A 13,132-nucleotide genomic window follows, 5' to 3' on the forward strand; every position below is an offset into this window, starting at 1 on the left:
CAACCAGACACAACCGCCCGACCACCCCACCACACCGCTCACCCCCAAAAACACACCACTCACCACGAGACCCAAATCACACCAACACCCAAACATCACCGAAACCACAGGCCGCTAAATCATCCAAGCTCCCGGCACAACACCCGCCCCACAAACCAGATCGCCAAGGCGCAAGGTGGCTTCGACCGGTTGCTCCATGGCCGCGTTGGCGGTGGATGTCGTCGTGGAATTGTTGAACGGAACCACCTCTGCCACGCGTTGGCCAGGACTCCGTCGGCGGCGGGGTGTCGCGGTCTCAAAGGAGCCCGCCCGATGCAGCCAGGGCAGTGTGGCCGCAGACCGTCGTGCAGTCTGCATGGTTCACCTGCCGCGCAACAGCGCCCTTGCCGCCAGGCAGGACTGGTCGCAGACCGGCATAGACCAGAAGCCGCTCTACACCGCGCCCAGCCAGGCGGCTGCGCTGGACCGGTTACGGAGTCCGCCGGCAAGCGGGAGAAGCTTGGCCAAGAGTGAAACCACCAGGTCACCCGCACCGGTCCCCCGGGCGCTGCCGCTTGCCACGATCTGTAGCTTGAACAACCTGTCGCTCTTCCTGGGAACTGAGGTCTTCACCGGCCCCGTCCCGGTCAGCACGGTCTCGAGCCGCCGGCCGTTTCGCGGGGGTACGTTGATGCGTTTGCGACGAGCTGCTGACTCAGCACCGTATCCACGTGCTGGATTGCTTTAGTTGGCTGATCCGTTCGAGTGGCCACAAGTGCCTGACAGACAGCAGTCATTCGGGGACCAGGCGTTGGGCGGGTCCCCTCCGGAATTGGGCATCAGTCGCGAGACCACCCGCCGATGCACCCAAATAGCGGGGGCTGAAGGGGGTTGGAGGCAGGCGCGCCCCAAGTGCAGGCAAGTCAGTGGCCAGTGCACGGGAGCGTCCGCCCTAAACAGCGGAGGGGGCTGGTCCGGAAGCCGGAGTTGCCCTTTTGGCGGAGAAGCCCGAGGATCGAGAGGATTTCGGCTGATGGCGGGACGCATGCATCCCGGAACCCGTCATGCTTCCACGTTCCTGGCATTTCCCGCACATGCCTCGGTGGCGCGAAGGACGCGGACCATGTTGCCATGCGTCAGTGCGGCGAGGTCGGAGCTTGACCATCCGCGCCGGTCGAGCTCCGCGAGCAGTGCGGGGTAGCGGTCCACCGAGGCCATGTCGTCGGGCGGCGTCATACCGTCGAAGTCGCTGCCGATCCCGACATGATCGATCCCGGCGACGTTACGGATGTGGTCTATGTGGTCACTGATCTCCCGGATACCGCAGGGCGGCTTGGGGTTGTCCGCGAGCCATGCGGCTTCCAAGGCGGCGGCTTGCGGTCCGATCCAACCCGACTCCGCGGATTTGCGTGCCGAGGACCACGCACCATAGTCCTTGGAGAGGAACTCTGGGAGAAAGACGACCATGACAATCCCTCCGCTCATACTGACCGCCTTCAGCGTGGCATCGGTGACGTTGCGGGGGTGATCGCACAGCGCCCGCGCGCCGGAATGAGAAAAGAACAGCGGCGCGGTGGTGAGGCGTGTGACGTGTTCGACGGTTGTGTCGGCGCAATGCGAGAGGTCGACGAGCATGCCGAGTTCGTTCATGGTGGCGACCACCTGTTCGCCGAATGCGTTGAGGCCACCGACGCCCGGGCCATCTGTTGCGCTATCCGCCCAGCCGGTGTTCTTGTTGTGCGTCAGCGTCATGTACCTGACCCCGCTGCGGTACAGGAAGCGCAGGACATCGATGGATTCGAGGATCTGATGCCCGCCCTCCAGGCCCATCAGCGACGCGATGCGGCCCTCGGCGAAACAGCGTTCGATATCGTCGGCGGATCGGGCGAGAGTCGTGAGGTGGCTGTAGGACTCGCACAACCTGTGGACCGCCTCAATCTGGGAGAGCGTCAAGGCGACCATATCTGCCGGGTCGGCGGTGCTGGGCACCCAGACTGACCAGAACTGGGCCCCGACGCCGCCTCGGCGTAGGCGGACGAGGTCGGTATGCAGCTGTGGCTGCACGTGCGCAGGGTCGAGCCGGCCAAAGTCCAGGCCGGCCAGCTTGTGGTGCTTCCACAACATGTCGTTGTGGCCATCGATAATCAGGTGGTGTTCGGTGGTCATGCGTGGTCCTCCAAGGGGTTTCATCCGTGCACGGCGTCATGGGTTCGGCCAGATGCATTCGTTCCATGCGCCTACGATGACGAACGCGCCAAGCGACACGATCGGCCCTCGGACGGCGTGAGGATGCGGCTGATTAGGGTGGCTTCGTTCACGCCGCTTCCAGGATGCTCTGAAAGCGCGGAAAAGGTGCCTGAGCAGAAAGACCCCGCAGGCGTCTGCCACTTACGGAATCATCAGGCCAGCGTACGTGCTCAAACGGTCCGACCCGGGCAGCGACGGCGTTGTTCAAGACTGGGAAGGATGAACGGGATGGCCAGCTGGGGCGAGGAAGATCGCGAACAGGACGTTGGCGCCCGGGAAGACGGCGTCAGGATGCCCTCGCGGTGGAAGGACTTCGCATCATTGGTGCATTCCCTGTAGCCAGGGACGCTACGCCTGCGTCCGTTGAAGTAGTCATGCCTCCCGTTCTATCCCGATTCCGGTTAGGGTTGCAATCACCGACTGCAATCCAGTCAAATTTGAGCCAATGAACAAGACTGCTCAACGAACAAGACCGCTCAACAGGTCCCTGCCGATATGTCGGCCCAAACTGTCAACTAAACCCGGATAGACCCCAACAAGAAGGAGTAGCAAATGACTTCACCCACGCTCGCCGAGGCCCGCGCTATTATTGCAGCGGCTGAAAAGCGCTCAGAGGAAATTGGCACTCCGATGAACATTGCCGTTGTAGACGGAGGCGGAAATTTAATATCCCACGCACGCATGGACGGTGCCTGGATCGGCGGCATTGATATTTCGATCAACAAGGCCTTTACCTCCCGCTCCTTTGACATCCAGACCAAGGACCTGGGCGACAACTCGCAGCCCGGCAACCAGTACTTCGGTATCCACGCCAGCAACCAGGGAAAGATTGTGATCTTCGCCGGCGGCATTCCGCTAACCCGCGACGGAAACGTCATCGGCGCAGTCGGCGTCAGCGGAGGCTCAGGCGAACAGGACCAGACGGTTGCAGAGGCCGGCGCAAGCGTCATCAGCTGATCCTCAAAGCCGAAAGGGCAGTGCCGCACGTTAGCCTAGCGTTCTCTACGGGGCAGAGATGGCACTAAACAGCCGGGGACGCTGCCCGGCGACACTGTGTTTGTGTTGCATTGGGCTCAGCACGCTGCCGTTCTTCGAATTGTCGGCGAACCAGGTCTGTCAAACATCGCCACGGTCGACTTCAACGTTTAGGTCACCCCGCTCCGGGGCGGCCACCACGCCAAAGCCGGGGACATCAAACGCTGGTGTCCCCGGCTTTTCAGGGCCCCCGTGAAACCACGACGGCGGCGCCTAGCAGTTGCGCAACGGTGACCATAGCAGGGTGAATAGGTCGTCCCTGGGGTCGTTCAGGAGAAAAATCAACGAGCAGTTGCTGCAAATCGGCAGGGCACCCGTTGCGACTATGAGCCAGTCCGTAGCCTGGGAATCGTCACCGGGCCCCCGATGCCCGCACATCGAGCAACTCGTGGGTTCAAAAGAAGACGTTAGCGTGAGCATATGGAGCACGTCTTGTGCGAGCCGGAGCCAAAGTGAACTTATCAAAGGCCGCATTTAGGAAATGTATGGCGGTCTCGCAGTACCCATCAAGCAGTTTGTGACAGTCGGAAGGCTTCTTTGCAGTTGATTTTTGCCGCGGAAGGAATTTTTCACCAGTCTTCGGTGAGCCGCAGGAACTGACGATTTCTGCCGGAAATGCGGGCTTGTTCTGCGGCTCCGCTATGTGCTCCAAAGTAAACAAGCTGTGGGCCATTCATCCGGCTGTGCGGGACGGGCCAGACGGCTACCTACCCAAATAGATAGTCAACACCATCCCAAGTTAGCGTTCCCTCGACCCGACAATGACACAACGATGAATGCAGGCTTAACTCTGGAGGCTGCACCAGCGTTTGGCGCCGGTACGCCGGGCCCCTCATCGGGCAGGGACTCTTCGTGGCCACCGAGGCGATCTGGGGCAACGACGCCTAGCTGGCTGAGGAGCTGTGGCTGCGCCACGCCAACCTCGGGTGACCGCCAATCTCGGGTAACCCAAGCACCTTCCACACCAATTGCAGTTCCCTACCGAAGGAAACAACATCATGAAGCTCCAAGTTGCTATCGACCTCCTGACCACCGAAGCCGCTCTCGAGCTGGCCGGCAAGGTTGCCGAATACGTTGACATCATCGAACTCGGCACGCCGCTGATCAAGGCCGAGGGCCTGTCCGTCATCACCGCGGTCAAGGAAGCCCACCCGGACAAGATCGTTTTCGCTGACCTGAAGACGATGGATGCCGGTGAGCTTGAGGCCGACATCGCGTTCAAGGCCGGCGCTGACCTGGTCACCGTGCTCGGCGCCGCAGATGACTCCACCATCGCCGGTGCGGTCACGGCTGCCAAGGCCCACAACAAGGGCGTCGTCGTCGACCTGATCGGCATCGCGGACAAGGTCACCCGTGCCAAGGAAGTCCGCGCCCTGGGTGCGAAGTTCGTCGAGATGCACGCCGGCCTGGATGAGCAGGCCAAGCCCGGCTTCGACCTGAACGGTCTGATCCGCGCCGGAGTCGAAGCCCGCGTTCCGTTCTCCGTGGCCGGCGGTGTAAAGCCGAGCACCATCGACGCAGTCCAGCAGGCCGGCGCCGATGTCGCCGTCGTCGGCGGTGCCATCTATGGGGCAGCCGACCCCGCCCTGGTCGCCAGGGAACTCCGTGGCGCAATCATGTGGCGCCCGGCACCGTAGAGCAGCGGAGCCACCACGCCCGTGTGCTGTCATCGCAACGCCAGGGGCGGGCGGCGATGAGATTACGGGATCCGTTATCGGCAACGCACGGACACCCTAAAACAGGAGGCCCCCGTCAGGACCTGTCTGGCCAGGACAAAAGACGTCTCCACCGGGCAAAGGGCCGGCGGCGCCACCGCACCCGGCAACTGATCCACACCAAGCCGGCCCGATACGACCGCGCCAGCGTCACTACACATTCGAAAGTAGCAGGCGTTACATACTGGGATGATACAGGTATGGTTGTCCCATGAATTGGTTGCTCCTGATTGTTCGTTTACCTCCTGGGGAGTCGTCTCGGACGAGGGTTGCAGTATGGCGGGAACTGCGCAAGATCGGTGCCGCGCCGGTGTCCTCCGGCGTCTGGACAGTGCCTGAAACGCCGTATTTTTCATCGGCTGTTCAAAAAGTTGTGGAGTTGGCGGCCCGCGGTTCCGGAGAAGTTCTCGTGCTGCCCACACCCGGAACTGAAGACCACGCAGCAGATCCGCTTCGTACCGCCTTCCGCGCTCAGCGCCTGGACGAATGGCAGGAGTTTTCCCGTGACTGCAAGGGCTTCGACGAAGAAATCGCCAAGGAGACACGGAACGGAAAATTTACCCTGGCGGAACTGGAGGAGGAAGAGCAGAGCTTGGAGCGGTTGCGCCGTTGGTTCCGTGACCTGAAGAGCCGCGACGTTCTTGAACTCGACGAAGCCGATGCCGCTGACGAGCTTCTGCGCCATTGCGCTGTCCTCTTTGATGAGTACGCAGAGCGCGTCTATTCAGCGCTGCACACCCCAGCCGGTCCGCTTGTTCATCCAGGGAACGGGGAGTAGGACCGTGGAATTGTGGGAGACACTGCCGGCAATCTTAACCGGAGTGGCAACGGTATATGTCGTCCTGTTGGCCGGGCTGTGGGTGTATGCCCGCCATAACCCGGAAACCGTGGGGATGAAGGACGCTTTGCGTCTGCTACCGGACCTGTTGCGGGTGATCCGGAGGCTCACGGCCGATAAGACTGTTTCGCTTGGCGTGCGGGTCAAACTGATATTGCTGTTGGCCTACCTGCTTTTGCCGCTTGACCTGGTTCCGGATTTCCTCCCCGTGATCGGCTGCGCTGACGACGTAATCATCGTCGCTCTTGTCCTGCGCTCCGTCATTCGTTCCGCAGGGCCTGAACCGCTGCGCCGGCACTGGCCCGGATCCCCGGTCGGCCTGCTTATCATCGAACGGCTCGCCGGGATCAGTCCTTCCGACGCAAAAGCCAGACCCCTAGATTCGTAAGTCCCGATCAGACACGACAGGCCACCGGGGCCGCCGGGCCGCCAGCACGAGAGGGTCACTGATAGAACCCAGCCGCGGCGTGGCGGGACTGTCCCTGGCCTGTTTCATTGTGGCCTTCGGCATTGTCAGCGCACTGATGGAGATGGTTTACGAGGGGCCAGAAGCGTAACCGCCCGTTCCTGATGGTGTAAACCTCCGCTGCAGTTGAGAGGCACCGGGTGCCTTCAAAAGTAGATCGCTGGGGCAATTGCTGCCCTGGCCAGCGACACCCCGTCCCGCGCGACCTCCTAAACCGCGCCCAGCAAGCTCACTAAACCCGTGTTCGTCGATTAAGGCCGCCGTGTCCGCAATCTTGTCCCTGACGAGGACAGATTGCGGACGACGTCACGTGTGGCCTTTCCTGTTAATCGAACACGATGGTCCGGTGCTGCTGGTGCCTTAGCCGATGGCGATTCGCGCCTCTCCATGGTGACGTTATTGTCAGTTGTCCAAGGCGCTGGCTTAGTGACCTGTCTGGGCGTTGGCGGTCAGGAGGCCGCTGTGGCGATAATCGGGACGACCGCAGCAACGGCCCCCGCCAGCGATCCGCCGATCAACGGGCCCACAACCGGGATCCAAGAGTAGCTCCAGTCACTGGAGCCCTTGCCCGCGATGGGCAACAAGGCGTGGGCGATTCGGGGACCGAGGTCACGTGCGGGGTTTATGGCGTAGCCAGTGGGGCCGCCAACGGACACGCCGATACCCACCACGAGAAGGGCCACGGACAGCGGGCCGAGTCCGGAAGGTGACCCGCCGAACGTCAGAATGACGAAGACGAGCACGAAGGCGCCGATGCTTTCGGTGACCAGGTTCCACGGGACGGAGCGAATGCCCGGGCCGGTGGAGAAAACGGCGAGCTTGTTGGCGGGCAGGGGTTCGGTGTCAAAATGCTGCTTATGGGCCAGCCACATGATCACGGCGCCCAGGAAAGCGCCCAGTAGCTCGCCACCGAAGTAAGTGAGTGTGGACGCCAGCTCGACCTTGACGCCGGGAGCATACTCCGCCTTGCCGTTGATGAGCAGGCCCAGGGTGACGGCGGGGTTGATGTGGGCACCGGACTTGGCAGCGACATAGACACCAGCGAAGACAGCAATGCCCCAACCCCAGGTGACCATAAGGAATCCGCCGTTGTTACCTTTGGTACCTTTGAGCGCGACGTTTGCCACCACGCCACAACCCAATAGGGTCAGCATCGCGGTGCCGCATACTTCGGATAGAAAAACAACTCCAAGAGACATGTTTAGCTCCTCTATTTTCTGGTTTCAGCCCCTCACGAGTTTGAGGGGCTGTTGGGCAGGAACCGCTGTTGCGTTGCCGGCCGGATGGTGCGCCGGCTCTCCCTGGGCGGTCCACGGTCTGTCTACGCCGCCCGAATGGACGCCTTCCGAGTGGCGTCCATATTCACGAAACGAAGGGCAGGGGTAGCACTGTTTTTGATGGTGCTGGCCACACTTTGGGATTGCGGTCGTTCCAGCCCCGGTAGCCCGCCCGGAGCAGCAAGCTCCAAGCTGAGCCGACCGCGTTAACCTGCCACGTCCGGTTGCGGGTCTGTGCCCGACTCACCTCATTGGATTCAGGCGTCAGAGAAGCCCAGGAGGACGCTCGTGGCAGAATCTATGGCCGCCGGGAAGGCGTCCGACGCCTGGTTCACGGACAGGAATGCGTGACTAGTTGTACTGCCGGGATGTTGATTGGATGAATGTGGTGACACGTGGGAGTCTCAGCGCGCATGACTGACAGGGCCCCGCTCCGGCACCGTGCGGCGAGCCGGACTTCGAAGCACATAGTTCGCATGGGTCATGCTGTCTGGAAGAAAATGCTGGGGCTCGTCGTCGTCATTGGCGCGGAGCTGGCCCGTCTCCACGGTTCAAGCTGTCCCGGTCCGGTGCGTCGGAAAACAGCATGGTTAGCTCGAGTGGCCGGCTAACCCGCACCATTCGGCAGAAGGCAGTGTCACCGATCGAACCGGTCAAGATTCATGACCTTGTTCCACGCGGACACGAAGTCGCGTATGAACTTTTTTTCAGCGTACTGGCTCGCGTAAACCTCCGACAGCGCGCGCAACTCTGCATTGTTCGCAAAAACAAGGTCGGTGCGACTTGCGACCCACTTCACCTCGTCAGTGTGCCGGTCGCGGCCCTCGTAAGTCGCCTCCCCGGTGGCATCGTCGGGCTTCGGCGCCCACACGGTCTTCATGTCAAGCAGGTTGACGAAGAAGTCGTTGGTCAGGTGCCCCGGTGTCGAGGTGAGCACGCCCAGGGGGGATCGGCCGTGGTTGGCGCCGATCACGCGCAGGCCGCCGAGCAGCACTGTCATTTCGGGGGCACCCAGGGTCAGCTGACGTGAACGCTCGATGAGCAGAACTTCCGACGGCAGTCGGTTGCCCTTGCCGAGGTAGCTGCGGAATGCGTCCGCAGTCGGTTCCAGTACGGCGAACCATTCGGGATCGGTCCATTCCTGCGTTGCGTCCGTGCGTCCCGGCCGGAACGGGACCTCGATGTCATGACCTGCGCTGGCGGCAGCATGTTCAACCGCGGCGCACCCGCCAAGCACGATCAGGTCGGCAAGCGAGATTCTCTTGCCGTCACGCTGGGAATCGTGGAACTGCTCGCGGATGTGCTCAAGTGTTCCCAGCACCGTGTCCAGCGTTTCGGGCTCATTGACATCCCAGCTTCGCTGCGGTTCAAGTCGGATGCGGGCACCGTTGGCGCCACCACGCTTGTCGCTGTTGCGGAACGTGGCAGCCGAAGCCCACGCCGTGGAGACGAGTTGCGCCACCGTCAGGCCCGACTCGAGGAGTTGGCTCTTGAGCGCGGCGATCTCGTCAGCATCGACGAGCTCGTGATCGACTTCGGGCACCGGGTCCTGCCAGATCAGTGGTTCTGAGGGGACGAGTGAGCCCAGGTAGCGCTTGATTGGACCCATATCAATGTGCGTGAGTTTGAACCAGGCCCGTGCGAAAGCATCCGCCATCTGGTCTGGGTTCTCCAGGAATCGCCGCGCGATCGCCGCGTATGCTGGATCATCCTTTAAGGCGAGGTCAGTTGTGAGGACCGTCGGGACATGGGTTTTGGACGGGTCATGGGCGTCCGGGACGGTGCCGGCACCGGCACCGTCGCTCGGGATCCATTGCCATTGCCCGGCGGGGCTGAGCGTCACGTCCCACTCGTAGGCGAAAAGTACCTCCAGGAAACTGTTGTCCCAGCTGGTCGGCGTGGGTGTCCAGATCCCTTCGAGCCCACTGGTGACCGTGTCGGCACCGTTGCCCGTTCCGTAGTTGCATGCCCAGCCCAGCCCTTGTAGCTCGAGCGGCGCGGCGTCGGGTTCGGGTCCGAGACAAGTTTTGGGGTCGGCCGCGCCGTGGGTCTTGCCGAACGTGTGCCCGCCCGCAGTCAGCGCGACGGTCTCTTCGTCGTCCAACCCCATGCGACGGAACGTCTGACGGATGTCGCGTGCGGCGGCTATCGGGTCGGGCATCGTGGCTGGACCCTGCGGATCGACGTAGATCAGTCCCATCTCGCTCGCCGCCAGGGGCTCGTGCAGTTCCCGGATGCCACTGTGTCGCTGGTCGGCGAACCACGTGTCTTCTGGCCCCCAGTAGGTCTCGTCGGCCTCCCATACGTCCTCCCGGCCACCGCCGAACCCGAACGTTTTGAAGCCCATGGATTCCAGCGCACGGTTACCCGCGAAGATCATCAGATCCGCCCAGGAGATCCTGTGGCCGTACTTCTGCTTAACCGGCCATAGCAGTCGGCGCGCCTTGTCCAGGTTGCGGTTATCAGGCCACCCGTTCAATGGGGCGAAGCGCTGCATTCCCGCGCTGGCACCTCCCCTTCCGTCACCGATGCGGTAAGTGCCGGCGCTGTGCCAGGCCATTCGCAGCACAAGCGGTCCGTAATGTCCGAAGTCGGCGGGCCACCAGTCCTGCGAGGTAGTCAACACTTCGTCCACATCGCGTGCCAGGTCGCCGAGGTCCAGCGAGAGGAACTCCTTGGCGTAGTCAAAGTCCTCACCCAACGGATTGGCGGCGCGGTTAGGCCGTGCTAAGGAGCTCAGGTCGAGCCTCTGGGGCTGACCGGCATGTGGGTTTCCGCCTGCCGCGGGAACATTCCGCCGGTTGGACGACCGCCGCGCGGCCAGGGTCTGGTGGTACGTACGGTCGACGTGGGCGTCAGGACTCCCAGCCATGGCTACTCCTTCAGGCGAGCCTCGACGGACTCTATCTGTAACTGGATGTCCGGTGAGGTGTCAAACAGTATGCGCGTGAGCATCACCGGTTACATCCTTTCGCTGTGTGGCCGGTGGGGTGCCGGGCCAGGTTTGGCTCCGGCACCCCACCGGATTCTTCTACTTGGTTGCCACGTAGGCGGTTACCTCGGCGGACACGCGGATTTCCGCGATCGTGGGTGCTTCCCACGTTTTCCGGTTGTTATCAACGGTCATGGTCTTTTTCTCCTTTCGGTCTCTGGGCGGGTGCCTGAATGGGCGGGTAATTGGGCCAGGAATCAGCCGGGCAGGGCGAAAGCGATCAACGCGCTGCCGTGGCCTGCGCTGCCCAGTGCCGGGACGATGCCTTCGAGCCATCCACCCCAACCGACCGGGACAACGACGTACTGCTTACCGTCAACGCTGTAGGTCGAGCAGCTGCTGTGGTGACCGCTGCCACACTCGAACTCCCACAACTTCTCACCGGTCCGGGCGTCCAGAGCGACGAACTCACCGGTCGGGGTGCCCGCGAAGACCAGGTCCCCTGCCGTAGCGAGCACTGACGCGGCCATCGGGTAATCGATACGGTAACGCCACTTTTCCTCACCATAGGTGTCGAACGCGCTGACCGACCCGGCCATGTCATCGATGTCCACCTGAACAGCAGCGCCCCAATACGGCATGCCCTCTTTGAACTCCCGACGCCGGCGGGTAGCGGTGGCACCCACGTCAGCCACCGGCACGTAGAACAGCTCGGTCTTTTGGCTGAACGCCGCGTGCGTCCACTCCTTCGCACCGGCCGGGCCGGGGAAGAAGTGCACCGGCTCGCCTTCCTTGTCCGGGTACTTCCGCGGAGTCACCTTCCCGTCCCGGGTGATCACACCCCAGTCGATCCGGTCCACGAACGGAGTCACGTGCTGCAACTCACCGTTAGTGCGGTCCAGCACGAAGAAGTAGCCGTTCTTATCGAAGTGACCCAGCAACTTCTTGCCGTCCCGCTCGAACAGGGTCATCTCCATCGTGGAGTCGTAGTCCCACAGGTCGTGCGGAGTGAACTGGTAATGCCACTTGATCTCGCCCGAATCGACATCCAGCGCGATAACACTGTCGGTATAGAGGTTGTCGCCCTCCCGAACCCCGCCGTCGAAATCAGGTGCCGGGTTGCCGGTACCGGCGTAGTACAGGTTCAACTCCGGATCATAAGTCCCGGTAACCCAGTGGTTTCCACCACCGCGCGCCCAGGCCTCACCATCAGCAGGCCAGGTCTCCGAGCCCGGCTCGCCAGGCTTGGGCACGGTGTAAGTGCGCCAGCGATGCTCACCGGTCTCCAGATCCCAGCAATCGATATGGCCACGCACACCGAACTCGCCGCCGGCGCTGCCCGTAATGAGCGTGTCCTTGATGACCAACGGAGCCAGCGAGGCACTCTCCCCCGCGCGCACATCGCCGATGGTCTTCTGCCACACCTTTTCGCCGTTAGTTGCATCCAACGCCAGCAACTGGGCGTTCGGAGTCACGAAATAGACCTTCCCATTAGCCACCGCGCAACCCCGGTTCACGTTGCTGCAACACAACGAAACATCGAAAGGCACCGCATGCTTATAACGCCACAACTGCTTGCCCGTGACCGCGTCAAGAGCCCAGAACCAGCCGTCCCAGCCCGTCACATACATGACGCCATCCACAACCAACGGGCAAGCCTCAAACGCATAGGTCGACCCACCAGCGATATGACCAGCCTGCCCAGCCTGGAAAATCCACGCAGGACTGAGCTTGCTCACGTTCTCGGTATTGATCTGATCCAGCAAGCTGTACCGCTGCCCGTCATAGGCACCGTAATACGTAAGCCAGTTCTGCGACTCCGAACGCGCCTGCAGGAGACGCTCGTAATCAACGTTGTCCGTCACCGCAGGCGCAACACCGGGCGCGGGACTCAGATCACTATGGTCAATCGCCTCGCCGGCGTCCACATATTCGACTGTCATCGGTTCAATCCCTTTCTATGGGCGGATCTGATCGGGCCGGTCCAGGCGGGCCTCCGGAGGCACCTCGCCCTTCACAACAATGGCGGCGGTCAGACCACGACCCTCATCGTTACCCGCCGGCGAGCTGTACCAGTAATAACCCGGACCATCCAGGTTGATCCTCGCCCGACCCTTCGAATGATTCAGCAACCCCAGAAACTTCGGGCCACCATTATTCGGCAACAAACACGCATGCGTGTTCTTGTCATCATTAATGACCGTCAACTCAAGATCACCACCATGCGGCAGAATCAGGATCGCCGGCTCCCAGCAACACTCGTCCTCCCGGATCCGGACCGTCGCCTCCATCGTCCCGTCAGCACGCTCGACCGCCTCAGCAATCGAACCGGTCCCCAACACCCGACCCATAGTCGCCTTGTTCTGTCCGTCCAAGCCGTACTTCGCCAGCAGAACAGACCGTTCCTCAGCAATCGCCACTTCATCAGTAATCGTCACTGGACATCACCTCCTCGTGAAATCACACCCGAGTCACGCGAACTCCCCTTGCGCAACCACTCGCTCGTCCGAGCCAGATGAGAGACAACCGTATGCCCACCCCAACCCCACAACCAGACACAACCGCCCGACCACCCCACCACACCGCTCACCCCCAAAAACACACCACTCACCACGAGACCCAAATCACACCAACACCCAAACA

At 62.0% G+C, this 13,132-nt stretch carries 11 protein-coding genes; 4 read left to right on the plus strand and 7 right to left on the minus strand.

Going from position 1 to position 13,132, the window contains the following annotated elements; genetic code table 11:
- Positions 1–432: 432 nt before the first annotated feature.
- Both ACFRAU_RS25790 and ACFRAU_RS25795 read right to left on the minus strand, forming a co-directional pair.
- Positions 433–579, minus strand: coding sequence for a hypothetical protein (locus ACFRAU_RS25790; RefSeq protein ID WP_377998057.1), 147 nt, complete (start codon positions 577–579; stop codon positions 433–435).
- A gap of 462 nt (positions 580–1,041) precedes the next feature.
- Entirely contained in the window at positions 1,042–2,145 is a 1,104-nt protein-coding gene (locus tag ACFRAU_RS25795; RefSeq protein ID WP_378001985.1) for a dipeptidase, read from the minus strand.
- A gap of 633 nt (positions 2,146–2,778) precedes the next feature.
- Here ACFRAU_RS25795 and ACFRAU_RS25800 point away from each other — a divergent pair.
- The 4 genes from ACFRAU_RS25800 (at position 2,779) to ACFRAU_RS25815 (ending at position 6,202) form a co-directional block, all read left to right on the plus strand.
- A complete protein-coding gene (locus ACFRAU_RS25800) occupies positions 2,779–3,183 on the plus strand; it encodes a heme-binding protein (protein WP_377998060.1) in 405 nt (134 codons plus the stop codon).
- 1,076 nt (positions 3,184–4,259) lie between these two features.
- Positions 4,260–4,898 (plus strand): 3-hexulose-6-phosphate synthase, encoded by a 639-nt coding sequence (gene hxlA / locus ACFRAU_RS25805; protein WP_377998061.1) that lies wholly within the window; start codon positions 4,260–4,262, stop codon positions 4,896–4,898.
- Between the two features lie 289 nt (positions 4,899–5,187).
- Positions 5,188–5,754, plus strand: a complete 567-nt coding sequence (locus tag ACFRAU_RS25810; protein ID WP_377998062.1) for a Chromate resistance protein ChrB — start codon at positions 5,188–5,190, stop codon at positions 5,752–5,754.
- A gap of 4 nt (positions 5,755–5,758) precedes the next feature.
- The gene (locus tag ACFRAU_RS25815; protein ID WP_378001986.1) at positions 5,759–6,202 is read left to right on the plus strand and encodes a DUF1232 domain-containing protein; all 444 of its coding nucleotides are present in this window, start codon (positions 5,759–5,761) and stop codon (positions 6,200–6,202) included.
- Between the two features lie 527 nt (positions 6,203–6,729).
- Here the strand turns inward: ACFRAU_RS25815 and ACFRAU_RS25820 are convergent.
- From ACFRAU_RS25820 to ACFRAU_RS25840, 5 genes are all read right to left on the minus strand, one after another.
- On the minus strand, positions 6,730–7,479 hold the full coding sequence (locus tag ACFRAU_RS25820; protein ID WP_378001987.1) for an MIP/aquaporin family protein: 750 nt from the start codon (positions 7,477–7,479) through the stop codon (positions 6,730–6,732).
- Positions 7,480–8,194: 715 nt separating this feature from the next.
- Positions 8,195–10,429: a catalase/peroxidase HPI gene (gene katG, locus ACFRAU_RS25825; protein WP_378001988.1), complete on the minus strand. Its 2,235-nt coding sequence runs from the start codon at positions 10,427–10,429 to the stop codon at positions 8,195–8,197.
- A 159-nt stretch (positions 10,430–10,588) separates the two neighbouring features.
- Complete coding sequence (gene pqqA, locus ACFRAU_RS25830; RefSeq protein ID WP_377996210.1) at positions 10,589–10,684, minus strand: pyrroloquinoline quinone precursor peptide PqqA; 96 nt, start codon at positions 10,682–10,684, stop codon at positions 10,589–10,591.
- Between the two features lie 62 nt (positions 10,685–10,746).
- Positions 10,747–12,432 carry a PQQ-dependent dehydrogenase, methanol/ethanol family gene (locus ACFRAU_RS25835; protein WP_378001989.1) on the minus strand — a complete coding sequence of 562 codons (1,686 nt, stop codon included), beginning with the start codon at positions 12,430–12,432 and terminating at the stop codon, positions 10,747–10,749.
- Positions 12,433–12,447: 15 nt separating this feature from the next.
- Positions 12,448–12,927 (minus strand): MSMEG_3727 family PQQ-associated protein, encoded by a 480-nt coding sequence (locus ACFRAU_RS25840; RefSeq protein WP_378001990.1) that lies wholly within the window; start codon positions 12,925–12,927, stop codon positions 12,448–12,450.
- Positions 12,928–13,132 lie beyond the last annotated feature (205 nt).

Origin of the sequence: Arthrobacter sp. NPDC056691, assembly GCF_042791415.1 — a bacterium.
In the GTDB taxonomy this organism is placed as follows: Bacteria; Actinomycetota; Actinomycetes; order Actinomycetales; family Micrococcaceae; genus Arthrobacter.